Source organism: Lacibacter sp. MH-610, from assembly GCF_045780045.1.
Lineage (GTDB): Bacteria > Bacteroidota > Bacteroidia > Chitinophagales > Chitinophagaceae > Lacibacter.
Map to the genome: position 1 here is coordinate 1,916,573 of NZ_CP116002.1, position 17,961 is coordinate 1,934,533.

14 protein-coding genes, 1 tRNA gene and 1 pseudogene are annotated in these 17,961 nt (G+C 40.0%); 14 read left to right on the forward strand and 2 right to left on the reverse strand.

The window, feature by feature from the left end; all coding sequences use genetic code 11:
* Positions 1–60: 60 nt before the first annotated feature.
* Complete coding sequence (radC, locus tag PDL71_RS08835; RefSeq protein ID WP_407528219.1) at positions 61–750, reverse strand: DNA repair protein RadC; 690 nt, start codon at positions 748–750, stop codon at positions 61–63.
* A 52-nt stretch (positions 751–802) separates the two neighbouring features.
* Between radC and PDL71_RS08840 the strand changes: the two genes are divergently transcribed.
* From PDL71_RS08840 to PDL71_RS08870, 7 genes and pseudogenes are all read left to right on the forward strand, one after another.
* On the forward strand, positions 803–1,018 hold the full coding sequence (locus tag PDL71_RS08840; protein ID WP_407528222.1) for a hypothetical protein: 216 nt from the start codon (positions 803–805) through the stop codon (positions 1,016–1,018).
* 132 nt (positions 1,019–1,150) lie between these two features.
* On the forward strand, positions 1,151–2,104 hold the full coding sequence (locus tag PDL71_RS08845) for a ribose-phosphate pyrophosphokinase (RefSeq protein ID WP_407528225.1): 954 nt from the start codon (positions 1,151–1,153) through the stop codon (positions 2,102–2,104).
* 23 nt (positions 2,105–2,127) lie between these two features.
* Positions 2,128–2,745 (forward strand): 50S ribosomal protein L25, encoded by a 618-nt coding sequence (locus tag PDL71_RS08850; protein ID WP_407528227.1) that lies wholly within the window; start codon positions 2,128–2,130, stop codon positions 2,743–2,745.
* An 87-nt stretch (positions 2,746–2,832) separates the two neighbouring features.
* A complete protein-coding gene (gene pth / locus PDL71_RS08855) occupies positions 2,833–3,408 on the forward strand; it encodes an aminoacyl-tRNA hydrolase (RefSeq protein ID WP_407528229.1) in 576 nt (191 codons plus the stop codon).
* A 123-nt stretch (positions 3,409–3,531) separates the two neighbouring features.
* Positions 3,532–4,143, forward strand: a pseudogene (locus tag PDL71_RS08860) (fumarylacetoacetate hydrolase family protein).
* Between the two features lie 17 nt (positions 4,144–4,160).
* The gene (locus PDL71_RS08865) at positions 4,161–6,299 is read left to right on the forward strand and encodes a thiamine pyrophosphate-dependent enzyme (RefSeq protein ID WP_407528232.1); all 2,139 of its coding nucleotides are present in this window, start codon (positions 4,161–4,163) and stop codon (positions 6,297–6,299) included.
* A gap of 40 nt (positions 6,300–6,339) precedes the next feature.
* Positions 6,340–6,413, forward strand: a tRNA-Met gene (locus PDL71_RS08870).
* A 32-nt stretch (positions 6,414–6,445) separates the two neighbouring features.
* On the opposite strand, the gene PDL71_RS08875 is transcribed toward PDL71_RS08870, so the two are convergent.
* The gene (locus PDL71_RS08875; protein ID WP_407528235.1) at positions 6,446–7,282 is read right to left on the reverse strand and encodes an AraC family transcriptional regulator; all 837 of its coding nucleotides are present in this window, start codon (positions 7,280–7,282) and stop codon (positions 6,446–6,448) included.
* Positions 7,283–7,401: 119 nt separating this feature from the next.
* Between PDL71_RS08875 and PDL71_RS08880 the strand changes: the two genes are divergently transcribed.
* The 7 genes from PDL71_RS08880 to PDL71_RS08910 all read left to right on the forward strand — a co-directional run bounded on the left by PDL71_RS08880 (position 7,402) and on the right by PDL71_RS08910 (position 17,960).
* The gene (locus PDL71_RS08880; protein WP_407528238.1) at positions 7,402–8,229 is read left to right on the forward strand and encodes a phytanoyl-CoA dioxygenase family protein; all 828 of its coding nucleotides are present in this window, start codon (positions 7,402–7,404) and stop codon (positions 8,227–8,229) included.
* 4 nt (positions 8,230–8,233) lie between these two features.
* On the forward strand, positions 8,234–9,064 hold the full coding sequence (locus PDL71_RS08885; RefSeq protein WP_407528241.1) for a sugar phosphate isomerase/epimerase family protein: 831 nt from the start codon (positions 8,234–8,236) through the stop codon (positions 9,062–9,064).
* Between the two features lie 15 nt (positions 9,065–9,079).
* Positions 9,080–10,579: an MFS transporter gene (locus tag PDL71_RS08890; protein WP_407528243.1), complete on the forward strand. Its 1,500-nt coding sequence runs from the start codon at positions 9,080–9,082 to the stop codon at positions 10,577–10,579.
* A 121-nt stretch (positions 10,580–10,700) separates the two neighbouring features.
* Positions 10,701–12,383 carry a glycoside hydrolase family 13 protein gene (locus tag PDL71_RS08895; RefSeq protein WP_407528246.1) on the forward strand — a complete coding sequence of 561 codons (1,683 nt, stop codon included), beginning with the start codon at positions 10,701–10,703 and terminating at the stop codon, positions 12,381–12,383.
* Between the two features lie 10 nt (positions 12,384–12,393).
* A complete protein-coding gene (locus PDL71_RS08900; protein ID WP_407528249.1) occupies positions 12,394–13,938 on the forward strand; it encodes an alpha-amylase family glycosyl hydrolase in 1,545 nt (514 codons plus the stop codon).
* Positions 13,939–13,944: 6 nt separating this feature from the next.
* The gene (locus tag PDL71_RS08905; RefSeq protein ID WP_407528252.1) at positions 13,945–16,062 is read left to right on the forward strand and encodes a GH92 family glycosyl hydrolase; all 2,118 of its coding nucleotides are present in this window, start codon (positions 13,945–13,947) and stop codon (positions 16,060–16,062) included.
* A gap of 32 nt (positions 16,063–16,094) precedes the next feature.
* On the forward strand, positions 16,095–17,960 hold the full coding sequence (locus PDL71_RS08910; protein WP_407528254.1) for a glycoside hydrolase family 13 protein: 1,866 nt from the start codon (positions 16,095–16,097) through the stop codon (positions 17,958–17,960).
* Position 17,961 lies beyond the last annotated feature (1 nt).

Sequence of the window (17,961 nt, forward strand, 5' to 3'; positions counted from 1 at the left end):
AATTAAACCCGCTTTAGTGCGGGTTTTTATTTTTATAAAATCCACGGCTATTTAACATCATTACAAAAGTCCTTCATCAGCAAAACTGTAATAGCCTTCTTCGCTTACAATTACATGATCTAGCACTGTCATATCAAGCAGGCGTGCTGCTTCTTTTATTTTTTGAGTGAGTTGTTCATCTGCTTTGCTGGGTTTTAAATTGCCGCTGGGATGGTTATGGCATAGTACCATATTTACAGCGTGATGTTCAATTGCTTTTTTCAAAATCACACGTGGGTCAGCCACAGTACCTGTAATGCCACCCTGGCTGATCATTTCAGTGTGTACAATTTTATTAGAACGGTTGAGGTAAGCTACCAGGAACACTTCGTGGTTTTTGTCGGCCAATTGTGCCTGCAGGTAATGGGCAATATCAGCGCTGGACTGAATAACCGGCCGTATAGCTTCTGTAGCCTGGCGGCGACGGCCCAGTTCAAGAGCAGCAGCAATGGTAATGGCCCTCGCTTGGCCAATACCATCTACCTTCATATAATCATGCAGGTTTAATTTGCCCAGTTTGTTGAGATTGTTTTCTGCCAGGTCCAGTACTTCTTTGGCCACCTCTATGGCGCTCTTGGTTTTAGTGCCTGAACCCAGTAAAATGGCCAGTAATTCTGAGTTGCTGAGGGCTGAAGATCCTTTGGTGAGTAGTTTTTCCCGGGGCCGGTCATCAGGCGCCCAATCTTTGATGCTCTTCTTTGGCTGTTGCATCTTCTAATTTAACTACCTAAATTTAATTATCCAATATCCAAAACCAGAAACCATGAATCCCAACCCACAAACCACAGGCGGTTTTTTAAAATCGTCTTTATTTGCCGCACTTATTTTTATTAACTACATCGTATCTATTGCTTTTATTGTTGTAATGCTGTTTCATGCTGTTTACAGCACGCCTTCTTTAAAGGAAGATGCTATTGGCCAAAACCCTTTACAGCAAAGCGTTTCAGGCGAAGCATCCGTGCAGGCTACCTATGAGTAACGATTGATTATTCCAGCGTTCATCCACGGCTTTTCAACAATCAGGCAGCTGAAAAAAACTTAATGGAGGCAGAGCGAAACTGAAAACTTATCTTCGCCGCTCCAAAACGTTTTACCTGCTCAAATTGAAACAATGATGAATCCCGGTATCAAAATTTTCTCGGGCTCCGGCTCCCAATATTTAGCCGAACAGATAGCGAAAAAATACGGTGTACCCCTCGGAAAGTGCGTAACTCAGAAATTTTCTGATGGTGAAATTCAGCCCGCTTTCCAGGAAAGCATCAGGGGCGATATGGTGTTTCTGGTGCAAAGTACATTTGCCCCCTCTGATAATATCCTGGAGCTTCTTCTCATGATTGATGCAGCCCGCAGGGCCAGCGCTTATAAAGTAATTGCAGTGATGCCTTACTATGGGTATGCCCGCCAGGACCGGAAAGATAAACCCCGTGTAGCCATTGGTTCTAAATTGATAGCCAATATGTTAGAGGCAGCCGGTGCCGACCGTGTGATTACTATGGACCTCCATGCCGCCCAGATTCAGGGCTATTTTGAAATACCGGTTGACCATTTGGAATCCTCCTCAATTTTTATCCCTTACATTGAAAGTCTGAAACTGGAAAACCTTACCTTTGCGGCCCCCGACGTAGGGAGTGCCAATCGCATTCGTGAAATTGCCAGTTTTTTTGAAGCAGAAATGGTGATTTGCGATAAGCACAGGAAGCGGGCAAATGAAATTGCCAGCATGGTGGTGATAGGGGATGTAACAGACCGGGACGTTGTGTTAATTGATGATATCTGTGATACAGGTGGAACACTGGCCAAGTCTGCAGCTCTTTTAAAGGAAAAAGGTGCACGCAGTGTAAGAGCTTTATGTACACACCCTGTACTGAGCGGCAAGGCATATGAGAATATTGAAAACAGTGTACTGGAAGAACTGGTAGTGTGTGATACCATTCCGATCAGGCAGCAGAGTTCAAAGATTAAAGTGGTGAGTGTGGCTGAGTTGTTTGCAGTTGCTATCCGCAATGCTTACGAAAATAAAAGTATTACCAGCCTGTTCATGCACGCACAAAGAAGAAACAGTTAAGTAAACAATAAACAATCATAAAAATGAAAACAATTCACATCGAGGGTCACCTGAGGACCGAAAACGGGAAGAAAGCCACCCGTCAACTTCGCTCTCAAGGTAATGTGCCTGGTGTAATTTACGGAGGCTCAGAAGAAGTAAATTTTTACGCACCGGCATCTGCATTCAAATCATTTGTGTACACACCTGATTTCCAGATAGCAGAAGTAAAGGTTGGTGGTAAAACCTACCGCACTATTTTAAAAGATCTGCAGTTTGATAAAGTAACGGATACGTTAGCGCATATTGATCTGCTGGAACTGGTAGAAGACAAAAAAGTAGTTGCTACTATTCCTTTGAAATTTACAGGTTCTTCAAAAGGTGTTAAAGATGGTGGTAAACTCATCACTAAAATGAAAGCTTTAAAAATCAAAACTTATCCTAAGTATTTGAAAGCTGCTATTGAAGTAGATTTAACGCCTTTGGAGTTAAATGGGAATATTCGTGTGGAAGATGTAAAAGCTGAGAATTACGAAGTGATGAACTCACCCCGTATTCCTATTGCATCAGTTGTATTAACCCGTCAGTTAAAACAGGAAGAAGCTGCTGCTGCACCTGCTGCAAAAGCTGCCGCTCCTGCTGCTGCGGCTGCAAAAAAATAATCATTCAAAAAATGATGAAACGTATAAATCCCCCTGTATTGGGGGATTTTTGTTAGTAATGGTTTCGTGCAGATATTTGTGAGCGTTATGAAATATTTAATTGCCGGTTTGGGAAATATTGGTGAAGAGTATGCGCATACCCGTCATAACATTGGTTTTGATGTGGTAGATGCATTGGTAACAAAGCATAACGGCACGTGGCGTACTGACCGGTTAGCAGCAGTAGCCGAAATAAAAATTAAAGGTAAAATACTGGTTTGCATAAAACCTACTACCTATATGAACCTGAGTGGTAAGGCCGTGAAATACTGGTTAGATAAAGAAAAAATACCCGTACATCATTTACTGGTGATCATGGATGAACTGGCTATACCTGTTTCAAAGATTCGGTTACGCCCCGGTGGTAGTGATGGCGGTCATAACGGTCTTACCAGCATCCAGGAAAGTTTGCAATCAACTCAATATGCACGACTGCGGTTTGGTATCGGTAATGATTTTCCTAAAGGTGCACAGGTGGATTATGTTTTGGGTAAATGGTTTCCTGAACAAAAGGAAATTGTTAACCGGAAAATTACAGCCTGTGTTGAAGTAATTGAGGATTTTGTATTTGCCGGACTTGAACGCACCATGAACAAGGCGAATAAAATTGAGATATCACTTTAAATTTCAAGCTTCAAGCAGTAACTTCGTCTTATAACGGGATGTAAATTATTTCCCTGATAAATCCAGTTTCCGCAGGAAGAACCGCACCAAACTGTCATTATAAACCAACAAAACGACAACCAAATGAAAATCTTCTGCGTTGGACGAAACTACGCCGAGCATGCCAAAGAATTGGGGAATGATGTACCTGATGAACCGGTCATTTTTCTGAAACCAAAAAGTGCCCTGCTGCAGCCTCACATGCCTTTTTATTATCCTGAGTTTACTAATAAACTGCATTATGAGGCAGAGATTGTACTCCGTGTTTCTAAAAACGGGAAATACATTCAGGAAAAGCATGCTAATAAATACTACAATGCTTATACCATCGGGATTGATTTTACTGCACGTGATGTACAGAATGAATTAAAGTCAAAAGGATTGCCCTGGGAAAAAGCAAAAGCATGGGATAACTCTGCCGTGGTTGGTAAGTTTATTGACATTGGTGAAAAGTTTGACGCTAATAACATCAACTTCTGCCTGTACAATAACAAACAAATTGTACAGTAGGGAAATACCGGGCAGATGATTTTTACTTTCAATGAAATTGTATCAAATATTTCACAATACTTCTCTTTAAATATCGGCGATCTTATTTTTACAGGAACGCCGGCCGGTGTAGGTGAATGTGTTGTAGGTGATGAACTGGAAGGTTTTATTGAAGATGACAGTTTGCTGGAAGTGTCGATTAAGTAATAATTTTCAATTGTATTTTGAAACCACCTCTACTTGCAGGTGGTTTTTTATTTTACATCCCTTTACTTTGCAAACAATTGTTTGCCCGTAAAATGAATCATGAACTCTTATTAAAAGGCTGGAAACTCATGTGCTATGCACAGCATATGGCTGTTACTTATGAAAACAACCGCAGCATCTGCAAATACGTACATTCTACTTCCCGTGGGCATGAAGCCATACAACTGGCAACTGCCTTTCAACTGAAGCATATTGATTGGGTAAGTCCTTATTACCGTGATGAAAGTTTACTGTTGGGCGTAGGTTTTGAACCATACGAGCTCATGCTTCAATTACTGGCAAAAGCCGATGATCCTTTCACCGGCGGCAGAGAGTATTATAGTCATCCAAACTACAGGGGAAACGACAATCCTAATATTATTCATCAAAGCAGTGCAACAGGTATGCAGGTGATACCTACAACCGGTATTGCACAGGGCTTGAAGTATCTCAAAGAAATCAAATCAAGTCAACTTTCAACTGATGAGAATGGGGAATTGCCTGTTGTAGTTTGCTCTCTCGGCGATGCCAGTATTACAGAAGGAGAGGTGAGCGAAGCTTTACAATTTGCAGTATTAAAAAAGTTGCCTGTCATTTACCTGGTGCAGGATAATAACTGGGGTATCAGTGTAAGTGCAGAGGAAGCAAGAGCGATGGATGCGTATGAATATGCCATGGGTTTTCCCGGTTTGAACCATATCCGTTGTGATGGCAGCGATTTTAAAGAAGCCTATGAAACGATGGAGCATGTGGTGAATTATGTACGCACCCATCAGCAGCCCTATCTGGTACAGGCTTATGTTCCCTTGTTGAACCATCATACTAGTGGTGTACGAAAAGAATTTTACCGAAGCAAGGAAGACCTCGATAAACATTTTGCGGATGATCCTTTTCCCAAATTGAAACAGCTCTGCTTACAGCATGGCATAGGCGAAGAAATTCTTGGAGCCATTGAAGATGAAGCGAAAGAAAAGGTAGCAGATGATTTTGCAAAAGCGAGTGCAGCACCTGAGCCGGATGCATCAAGAGTGGAAGAGCATGTTTTTGTACCCACACCTGTTACAGAAGAAACAGGAGAGCGCTCACCTGCAGGTAATGAAAAAGTATTGATGGTAGATGCCGCTTTATTTGCTATTCGTGAAATCATGGAAGAATACCCCGAAGCATTGTTATATGGCCAGGATGTGGGAAGAAGGTTGGGCGGTGTGTTTCGGGAGGCGGCAACATTAGCGGAGCAGTTTGGTGATCACCGGGTTTTTAATACCGCCATCCAGGAAGCATATATAATTGGTTCCACCGTGGGCATGAGTGCAGTAGGAGCAAAGCCCATTGTGGAAGTACAGTTTGCTGATTATATCTATCCCGGCTTTAATCAACTGGTAACAGAAATTTCTAAATCTTCTTACTTAAGCTGCGGTAAGTTTCCTGTACAAACGCTTATACGTGTTCCTATTGGTGCATATGGAGGTGGCGGTCCCTACCACAGCGGAAGTGTGGAATCAACTTTATTAAGTATTAAAGGAATTAAAGTAGTGTATCCCAGCAATGCAGCGGATATGAAAGGATTGATGAAAGCAGCTTTCCTTGATCCCAATCCGGTAGTGATGCTGGAACATAAAGGTTTGTACTGGAGCAAAGTGCCGGGAACTGAAGATGCAAAATGTATTGAGCCATCAAGGGATTATATTTTACCGTTGGGAAAAGCAAACATTGTTGTTGCGGCTGATGATGAGATGGTTGATGAAGGCGAAAGCTGCTGCATCATTACTTATGGCATGGGTGTGTATTGGGCCAAAGCTGCTGAAAAATATTTTCCCGGTCAGGTTGAGATTGTTGATTTACGAACCTTGTTTCCCTTAGATGAAGAACTTGTTTTTGAAACAGTTAAAAAGCATGGCAAATGTTTGGTGCTTACAGAAGAACAGCAAAACAATTCATTTGCAGAGGCATTGGCGCATCGCATATCCTATGATTGTTTTCAATGGCTGGATATGCCGGTGGAAGTACTGGGTGCTTTGAATCTGCCTGCAGTTCCTATGAATATGGGGTTGGAAGCAGCCATGCTACCCAATGCGGAGAAAGTTCGGGAGCGGGTAAAAAAGCTGCTTTTTTCATGAACAACAAAAGCCTTCAATCCTTATCTTTGCCGCCCAAAATGGCGAGGTAGCTCAGCTGGTTAGAGCGTCGGATTCATAACCCGAAGGTCGGCAGTTCAAGTCTGCTCCTCGCTACAAAAAGGTTCATGAAGCTTCATGAACCTTTTTTATTTTTTACGAAATTGGGATGGTTTGCATTTGTTTTTCTTCAAAAAAACCCGGTTGAAGTAACTAATGTTTTCAAATCCGCACTGGTAAGCAATGGACTGTATGCTCAGTTCTGTTTCAAGCAAAAGCATCATCGCATGTGTTATTCTCAATTCATTTACGTAATCAGAAAACGTTTTACCCATAGCACGTTTAAAGTATTTGCAAAATGCGCTTTCTGATAAATGAATAACTGCTGCTGCTTTTTTTAAGCGGATGTGTGTTGTATAATGTTCCTGTACATATTTAAGCACATTGCTGATGCGGCTGGATTGCTGTAGTGAGGATGGCTGGTAAGCAGATGAGGCCAGCGTTTTTATTTTCAGCTTGCTGATGGTTTGAAACAATTGTAAAAATCCGGTAATAGCTGTAGTGTTGGTATGTTGTGTTAAATACAGTAACTGTTGCAACATGCCTGAAGACGATGTATGTGAAATTTTCAAACCCCTGGAAGCCTGTTTAAAAACTTTACCCAATTCTTCCAGTTCCGGTAAGCTAAGCAGCGTGTCAGCCAGCGTTTTTGGAAACTGAAGTACAATAGCATGGCAGTGCTGCTTTCTCTTTTCTTCACTCACCCAGGTATGCGGTACCTGCGGGCCAATCAATATAAGATCACCTTCTCTGAAGCTTTCAATACAATCACCCACCAACCGCTTACCCCTTCCTTTTATGATATATGTTAGCTCATACTCCGGATGAAAATGCCAGAAAAAATCAAAGCTGGATATTTTTAATTCATAGCATATGAATGATTTGCCGGAATGTAATTGTTGCAGGTTTTGCAGCTTTGCTCTCATAGCATATTTCTTTTTTTATTGTATTTTGTCTTTTAAATGGCAATATAGTATTAAAATAAGACTGAAAGATGTTATTTTCTTACTGAAGCCTGTTCGATTTTTGCTGAAAATATTTATTTATGCATGCCATTCCTTCAACCATTGCGGCTTTTTTACAGAAGCCTTATTCACTCACCGCTGAACAAATTGAATTTTACCAGGAAAACCGTTTTATCAAATTGAAACAGGTGCTTGATGATGCCACTATTTCCTTTTTTAATGATGCCATCAGCAAGCGTGTTGCGATTATGAACAGTGATATAAAACCATTGGAAGAACGAAGCACCTATGGTAAGGCCTTTCTCCAATTGTTCAATTTATGGAGAGAAGATGAAGTGGTGAAAGAGTTGGTTTTAAGTAAACGACTGGCAAAAATAGCATCTGATTTAATGCAGGTTGACGGTGTGCGTATTTATCATGATCAGGCTTTGTTTAAAGAGGGAGGCGGGGGCATCACTCCCTGGCATGCAGACCAATATTACTGGCCTCTTGAAACGGATAAAACAGTTACGGCATGGATTCCTTTGCAGGCTACACCATTGGAACTGGGCCCTTTGGAGTTTAGCGCCGGCAGCCATCAAATAGTGGAGGGACGTGAACTGGAAATCAGTGATGAAAGCGAAGCAGCTATTCAGCAAAAATTAAGAGTCACTGATTTTAAACATGTAATTGAAGCATTTGATTTGGGTGAAGTGAGTTTTCACAGCGGCTGGGTGTTTCACCGTGCAGGTGCCAACACCACCAACCAAATGCGGAAAGTGATGACGGTGATTTATATGGATAAAGATATGAGGCTGAAACAACCTGACAATAAAAATCAAATCAATGATTGGAATACCTGGTGCCCGGGAGCTCAAGTGGGTGAAGTGATTAATACACCGATCAATCCCATCATTTATCAAAACTAAAAATTTGCAGGTAAAATACTGTTGCACTCACTGGGGTTGTGAAAAAGACAAACCCGACATATTTGTTGACAAAGTATTGTCGGCAGGATATGAAGGGATTGAAATTTTTATGCCTTCAACACCGAATGACTTTGCATCGTTATTTATAAAAGAACTTGAAGATGTGAAGCGTATCAATCCTGATTTTATTTTCATTACACAACAACTTACAGTTCCGGATAATGATACAGTTCATGATTATATCAGCAGGATGGAGAAAAGTTTATATGAACTGGCAGCGCTGCAACCCTGTTTTATCAACTCACATACAGGTAAAGATTATTATTCTTTTGATGACAATTGTAGAGTGATTGAAGCCGCTTTAACTATCAGCAGCAAAACAGGAGTTCGTATTCTGCATGAAACACATCGGGGCAGGTTTTCTTTTCATGCATCTTCATTGATTCCATATCTTAAAAAATTTCCAGAACTGGAATTGGTGGGTGACTTCTCTCATTTCTGTACGGTTTCAGAAAGTATGCTTCAGGATCAGGCAGCAATAATTGAAGAGATTATTCCACATGTGTCACATTTACATGCCAGGATTGGACATGAACAAGCGCCACAGGTAAATAATCCGTTTGCCCCTGAATGGGAACATCATTTTGCACATTTTGAAGAATGGTGGTATCGAATTATTGATTACAAAAAACAAAAAGGAGATAAGACTTTTTCTATTACACCTGAGTTTGGTCCTGCGCCTTACATGCCCGCATTACCGTTTACCCGGCAACCTGTAGGAAACCAATGGGAAATAAATAGAAAAATGATGGACTTTCTCAAATCAAAACTTTAAACCTATTAAAGCTAAATGCTTGCCATTCAAAAAAAACTAACAAATTCATTCTATGCATTGCTTAGCTTGCCTGCAACAGCCGTTGGCTTTTGCTTGTCTACGCAGGTAGCAACACTAAGCTGGATATTGAGTTCGAAGTATAACTTACATATTGAAGATGTGGCGCTCGTTTGGCTTGCCGGCCCTTTATCAGGGATAATTGCACAACCCATCGTGGGTATGATGAGTGATAAAAGCTGGTTCATGGGTGGCAGAAGAAAACCATACATTGTCATTGGAGGAATATTGGGTGCAGCCATGTTGTTGGCATTACCACAACTCGGCTTTATCAGTAAGTCAACAGGTGCCACCGTTTTTGTGGTGGCTGTTGTTGTGTCTTTGTTGTTAGACATGAGCATCAATGTAACCTTCAATCCGGCTAGGGCAATTATTGCTGATGTTACACCTGCAGGTAATGAACGCACCAAAGGATATTCGTGGATGCAGGTGGTAAGCGGCACTTTTGGTATTGGTGCTTATTTTATTTCCATGTCGTTTGGCAATATGGCTTTGATTTATGCGGCAGCAGTGGTGGTGCTGTTGTTCTCCATTGTTCCGGTATTATTTGTAAAAGAACCAAGGGTATTACAAATAGCACAAACAACACCCAAAGAAATCAAAAGCACTTCATCATTGATGGATGGTATTAAACTGTTATTGCCGCTTTATGGCTTTATTGTGTTTGGTTTGTTTGTAGTAATCAATAAAATGATTTTACAGGGCGGATGGGATAATATACAAACCAAAGTAATGTATGCCTGTCTTATCGCTACTTTATTGCTGGGTGCATTCACCATCCGCAAAGGGAAGCGGCAACCATCAGACAGCAATGATTTTCAAAAAATATTACTGGCACATTCATTTAGCTGGCTGGGCATACAAAGCATGTTTGTAATGAGTTATTTCTTTATCAGGGAAAAAATGATGCCCGTTCTTGATACATCTGATGTGTTTGCAGATACCTTCTCAAAATTTTTTACAGGTGCGGAGCAAACCAATGAACAGTCTGCCGGCAATATTTTGTCACTGGGATTTTTGCTGTTAAATTTTGTGGGTGCTTTACTTCCGGTATTGGTACTGGAACCTTTAAGTAAAAAAATAGGTAAAGTAAAAATTTATACCATTGCCATTGCCTGTATGGTAGCTGGTTATTTTCTTTTATACCTGGCAGGTACCCGGGAAATTATTTTTTATCTCGGTATGATTATTTGTGGTATTGGGTGGTCGGCTGTTATTTCTATTGTGTTTGCTATTATGACGGAGAAAGTGAATGCCAATAAAATGGGTATGTTTATGGGGGTGTTTAATTTCAGCATTGTGTTACCTGCAATGATGACGCCGGGAGTTTCTAAGCTGGTGAATGATACAGGAGATTATGCCGTATTGTTTCTCATTATCACCATTTGTTTACTGGTTTCGTTTGTATGCTGGTTATTTGTAAACGAGGTAAAACAGGAAAAGATGAATCCGGCATGATTATCCATTTTTAAATATCCGCAACAATAAGGTATATGATTCTATATCGCACAACAGCACAAGCCTATAATAAAAATAAATTACAATAACAGTTCTGCGGGTACAAAGAAATACTGAATATATGCAACATGATATCAACAGACAATGGTGGAAAGAAGTGGTGGTGTACCAAGTGTATCCCAGAAGTTTTAAGGATACGGATGGCGATGGCATTGGCGATTTAAAAGGCATCATTGAAAAACTGGATTATATTAAAAGTTTGGGTGTTGATGTGGTGTGGCTAAATCCGGTATATGAATCGCCTAATGATGATATGGGCTATGATATTTCTGATTACAGAGCTATCATGAAAGAATTTGGCACAATGGAAGATTTTGATATGCTGCTGGAAGGATTGCATGCAAGAGGCATCAAATTAATCATGGACTTAGTGGTGAACCATACCAGTGATGAGCATTACTGGTTTAAGGAAAGCAAAAAATCAAGAAACAATCCATACCGTAATTATTATCATTGGTGGGATGCTGAAAGAGGAAAGCCTCCTTATCGCTGGAGTATTTTTGACCATGAAAGCAATGCATGGAAGTATGATGAAACGACAAACAGTTACTACTTTCATATTTTTAGTCACAAGCAGCCCGATCTGAACTGGGAAAACCCTGACGTAAGAAGAGAAGTATACGAAATGATGAAATGGTGGATGGAAAAAGGTGTAGATGGTTTTCGGCTTGATGTTATCACCTGCATTTCAAAGGATACTTCATTTCCGGTGTTGCCGGAAACAATGCCGGTTGGCGATTGGTTTCCCTATTATGCAAAGGGCCCCAACCTGCATCGTTACTTACAGGAAATGTATGAAGAAGTGTTTTCAAAGTACGATTGCATGAATGTAGGAGAAGCATCAGGCGTAAATATTAATGATGCATTGCTGTTTGTTGATGAAGACCGCAGGGAGCTTCAAACATTCTATCATTTTGACCACACCGGTTTTGGTATCAGTAAGGAAAATTTTATGTATGCTGATGATAACAACAGAGATTTAGTGGAATGGAAAAAGATATTTAACAGGTGGGATAAAGTATTTGAAGAAAAGGGATGGGGTACTATTTACCTGGGCAATCATGATATGAGCAGAATGACAAGCCGTTTTGGAAACGACAGTCATGAATTCAGGGAACTGTCTGCAAAAATGCTGCATACATTTTTGTTGAGCATGCGGGCTACATCGTATATCTACAATGGTGATGAAATTGGTATGGTAAACACCAATCATACCAGTATAGAAAAATACCAAGACCTTTATACCATTAACTACTATCATCAACTAAAGCAAAAAGGGGAAGATTGTCAGGCATTTTTAGCTTCTCATTCCAAGATAAGCAGGGATAACGGCAGAACTCCTTTACAGTGGGATGATTCATACCAGGCAGGCTTTACCTCAGGTAATCCATGGCTTGCTTTAAATGAAAACTACCAGGTGCTCAATGTAGCAGAACAGGAAGCCCGTCCGGATTCTGTATTGCATTACTTCAGGAGCATGATTCAACTGCGGAAAAAAAATAAAACACTGATTTATGGCGCCTTTGAGCTTGTAGATGAGCACAACCGTCAACTCTTTGCTTACACAAGGCATTTAGGCAGCCAGAAGCTATTGGTAGTACTTAATTTCTCCGGGGAAGAAGCTTCGTTGGATACAGAAATTGATCTGACGCACTGTAATATTTTAATTAGTAATTATAGCATGCCCTCTCGAAATAAATTATACAATCCTTTTGAAGCAGTGATTTATGAAATTGAAAGTTAAACTTCGGAAAATGAATATAAAAATAATTGTAGCCTCCCTTCTGCTCATAAGCAGCTTTGAAAGCCCTGCGCAGAAAAAGGCATCGGGAAATAAAGGAGAAATTATCTATCATGTTTTTCAGCGCAGTTTTTATGATGGAAACGGTGATAAGCAAGGCGACCTGAATGGTTTGAAAGAAAAATTACCCTATCTGCAAGACCTGGGTGTTACTTCAATTCTGCTGTTGCCATTATATGCGGCTGATTGTTATCACAACTATTTCGCTAATGATTTTGAAACGATCGATGCTGAGTTTGGTACGATGCAAGATTATATTTCACTTGTAAAGGAGATACACAAACAGGGAATGAAAGTGTATATTGATATGGAAACACAGTATGTAGCTGAAAAACATCTGTGGTGGAAAGATGCTGTGGCAAACCTTAACTCACCTTACAGTGATTACATTTTATTTGAAGATAGCCAGCACCTGATTCCTTCAACTATGGTGTTTGATTTGCGTCAACTTAACAGTTACGATGGTTCTTTTATTAAAGTAACGACCGTGAACCTTCTAAACAGAAATGTGCTTGATTACAATAAGAAGTTATTTTCTTTTTTTGTGGATCCCAATAAGGATGGAAAATTTGATGATGGCGTAGATGGTTTCAGATTAGATCATGCAATGGATCATTTAGACGGGAAACCGGAACTCATGGACTTGTTTACTCGTTTCTGGAAACCTTTATTAACACATTTGAAACAGCTCAATCCAAAACTTAAAAATGTAGCCGAACAATCTGATTGGAGAGATTATGGATTTAGCTATTTTGAAAAAGCAAATGTGGACAGAATGTTTGGCTTTGGTTTGCAAAGAGCAATTCTGTCATTTGATAAACAACAGTTAATACAAAATGCAGATACCATTTTAGCTAAGTGTCCCGCAGGAAAAGATCAAATCATTTTCTTAGAGAATCATGATATGGACAGGTTTGCTTCTTTGGAGCCAAATAGCAAAAAGCAAAAGCTGGCCGCTGCATTACTGCTGCTCATTGGCGGTATTCCATCTATTTACTATGGTCAGGAAATTGGCATGAAAGGAAAAATTGGTTCCTGGGGAAATACAGATGGCAATGATATTCCACGCCGTGCTGCATTTGATTGGTATGCTTCCGGTACTGGTAAGGGAATGGCCATCTGGTACGAACATACAGGAGGATGGTGGGATAATAACCTGCTTATACCCAATGATGGAATTTCTGCAGAGGAGCAAACGAGTAACGATAGTTCCCTGTTCAATTATTATAAAAAGCTCATACGCCTCAAACAAAGCAACCCGGCATTGGCAAACGGGTCATACGAAAATGTCATTAATGACAACAGCCATGTATTTAGCTTTTTGAGAATAAATAAAAACAATAAAGTATTAGTGGCTGTCAATCTTTCAGGTGAAGTACAAACAGCCGGATTTAAAGATTTGTATAAAAACTACGCTGTATTATTTGGCAAGAGCCAGTTCCATCACAAAACAATTCAGTTGAATTCATACGAGGTAGCGGTATTTGAAATAAAATAAAAGTAAATGAAAGTAATAGTAGCTGTAATGGTGATCCTGCTGGCGAACTCCTGTGCATCTCCGGAGCGTACGGATTACACACAATATGTGAATCCTTTCATTGGTACAGAAGGAACAGGTCATACGTTTCCCGGCCCCTGTATGCCATTTGGTATGGTACAACCCGGACCTGATAATGTTGACAAAGGATGGGACTACACCAGTGGCTATCAATACAAGGACAGTATTATTCTCGGGTTTTCACAAACAAGAGCAAATGGCACCGGCATCAACGAATTTGGCGATGTGCTGCTGCAACCTTTTACAGGGGATAAGAAAGAAGATTTTGGTGAAACGTATTTGAAAAAAACAGAAAAAGCATCACCGGGATATTACACTGTTACATTACGTAACAAAGTAAAAGTGGAGTTAACCTGTACAGAAAGAGTAGCACTTCATCAATACACTTATCCTTCAGCAAATGCAAAACTGCTGGTTGATTTGCAACATGGACTTCGATTCCTTACTGATTCATTGGTTTTGGATAGTGAGGTGAAGATAGAAGACAATAAAACCATGAGCGGTTATTGCCATACAAAAAACTGGGTGGAGCGGAAATATTTTTTTACCATTCAATTCAATGAGCCATTCATCACTTCTTTTCAACTGCCACGAAAGGAAAAGGAAGCAGCACCACGTTATGTGCTGAGTTTTGACTTGAAAGATAAAGTCCTGAAAACAAAGATTGCTTTATCAACGGTGAGTGTTGAAGGAGCAAAAAAGAATTTACAAAAAGAGTTGCCCGATTGGAATTTTGATGCTGTTGTTACCAATGCAAAAAAAGTCTGGAACAGTTATTTAAGCCGAATTAAGATAGAAGCACCTCAAAAGCAAAAAGAAATATTTTACAGTTGCATGTATCGTCTCTTTATTCAACCTTCCAACATTGCAGATGTAGACGGTCAATATCGTGGCGCCAATGACTCTATCAGAACAGCAAAGAATGGCGAATATTATTCAACGCTTTCATTGTGGGATACCTACCGTGCTGCCCATCCTTTATACACATTGATTGCTCCAGAAAGAGTGAATGGTTTTATTAATACTATGATTGAGCATAGCAAAACTGCAGGCTTCCTGCCCATATGGACTGCCTGGGGCAAAGACAATTACTGTATGATTGGCAACCATGCCATTCCTGTAATTGCAGATGCATATTTGAAAGGCTTCAACGGATTTGATGCAGAAGAAGCACTACAGCAAATGATAAAATCAACAACAGAAAATCATATCAACAGTAATTGGACTTTATTAAACAAGTATGGATATAACCCTTTTGACAGTTTGGACAACGAAGCGGTATCAAGAACACTGGAACATGGAGTGGATGATTACTGCATTGCATTGTTGGCTGAGAAAATGGGAAAGAAAGATATTGCTGCTACTTATTACAAACGGGCCAGCTATTATAAAAATGTATACGACAGCAGTACCAAACAAATGCGTGGTAAAGACAGCAGAGGAAACTGGCGCACACCTTTCAATCCATTAATGGCAACATCACCTATGAACAACCCCGGTGATTACACCGAAGCCAATGCCTGGCAATATTTCTGGACACCGGCACAGTATGATGTAGAAGGCATGATACAATTATTGGGCGGAAAGAAAAATTTTACTGCACAGTTAGACAGTTTCTTTACCATCAAAGCAATGAATCCAAATAAACATTTGGGCCAGGAAGCCATGATTGGCCAATATGCACATGGCAATGAACCGAGCCATCATATCGTTTATCTCTATGCCTGGTCAGATAAACCGCATCGTACGGGCGAACTGGTGACTCAAATCTGTTCTGAATTTTATAATAATACAACCACAGGTATGATTGGTAATGATGATTGCGGACAAATGAGCGCCTGGTATATTTTTTCAACACTGGGGTTCTATCCTGTGAATCCTTCAACCGGAGAATATGTAGTTGGTAAACCACAGGTAAAGCATGCAGTTGTTTCTTTGAGTGACGGGAAAATGCTGGAAATTAAAAACAGCAACAGCAAAACGATATTGCTGAACAACAGAGCAATCAATCGTTTTAACATAAACTATAAAGAAATTTCTGCAGGCGGGCTTTTAAATTTCTAAATTGCATCTATTCCATCAACGAATATTACATTATGAAGATGATAAAACTGTTTTCCTCTTTGATGCTGGCCAATTTGATTTGCACAACTGCAGTTACTCAAATCAATCATGTAGAACCCCTCAACTGGTGGGTGGGTATGAAAAATCCCAACCTTCAGTTGCTGATTAACGGCAACAACATTGGCGAAACAACACCTGTAATTAATTATCCCGGAGTCACAATTAAAAAAGTCAGCAAAGGCGACAGTAAAAATTATTTATTTATTGATATACTCATCGCCAAAACTGCAAAGCCCGGCATCGTTGGAATCAGTTTTAAAAAGGGTGCAAAAGAAGTGTACAGTTACCGTTACCAGTTAAAAAAAAGAGAGCAGGATGCAGCAGCATTCAAAGGGTTTAATTCTTCTGATGCGGTTTTTTTAGTAGTGCCGGATCGTTTTGCCAATGGAGATTATACCAATGATGTGGTGGAAGGATTAAAAGAAAATAAGATTGACAGAAATTTTGCAGGTGGAAGACATGGCGGCGATATACGTGGCCTCATCAATCATCTGGATTATATAAAGGACATGGGCTTTACTGCCATCTGGCCCACACCCATGCTGGAGAATGATATGGAAAGGTATTCCTATCATGGTTATTCCATTACCAATCATTACAAAGTGGATCCACGATATGGAACATTGGATGAATACAAAGAACTGTCAGCCAAAATGCGGCAGCGTGGAATGAAATTAATATTTGATGAAGTGCTCAATCATACCGGCAGTAATTACTGGTGGATGAAAGATTTGCCTTTCAAAGACTGGATCAACTTTCCACCTCCTCATCCATATACCGGTTCCAATCACCGCCGTACTGTAAACCAGGATTTATATGCATCTGATTACGACAAAAAATTATGGGTTGAAGGATGGTTTGATAAAACAATGCCTGATATGAACGGAAAAAATCCTTTCATGGCAAACTATCTTATTCAAAACACTATCTGGTGGATTGAAACATTGCAATTAGGTGGCGTAAGACAGGACACCTATGGTTACAGCGATAAAACCTTTTTAAAGAACTGGAGTTGTGCAATCATGAATGAATATCCCAACTTCAGTATTGTAGGTGAGGAGTGGAGTACCAACCCTTTAATTACTTCTTACTGGCAAAGCGGAAAGAAAAATCATGATGGATATACCGGGTGCCTGAACACGATTATGGATTTTCCATTACAGGCTGCGTTGGTTCAATCATTAAATGGTGAAGAAGCAGAATCCTATCATACACCTTTTACAAGATTATATGAAGGACTCGCCAATGATTTTGTTTATCCCAATCCCAATCAAATGCTGTTGTTTGTAGATAATCATGACATGGATCGACTGTTTATGCAGTTAAAGCAGGATGTGGCTTTAACCAAAATGGCATTAACCTATTTATCAACCACCCGTGGCATTCCGCAAATCTTTTATGGTACAGAAATATTGATGGATAATACACCTCATCATAAAAACGATGGCCTCATACGTTCTGATTTCCCCGGCGGATGGAAAGATGATAAAGCCAATGGATTTACCGGAGAAGGGTTGAATGCAAATCAGCAATCTGTTCAGGCGTATTTGAAACAATTATTAAACTGGAGAAAAAATAATCCTGTTATTGCCAATGGACAAACAATGCACTTTGCACCTTTTGATGGACTGTATGTTTACTTCCGTTGCAACAAAGAAAAAACAGTGATGGTGGTAATGAATAAGAATGAGAAAGAAACGAATGTGGATACGAAACGCTTTGCAGAAATATTAAAAGGCAAATCAAGTGCTGTAAATATTATAACAGGAGAAACGATTGATGTTGCCAATTCATTTGCTGTACCGGGGAAAAGTGCATTGGTGCTGGAGATAAAGTAAT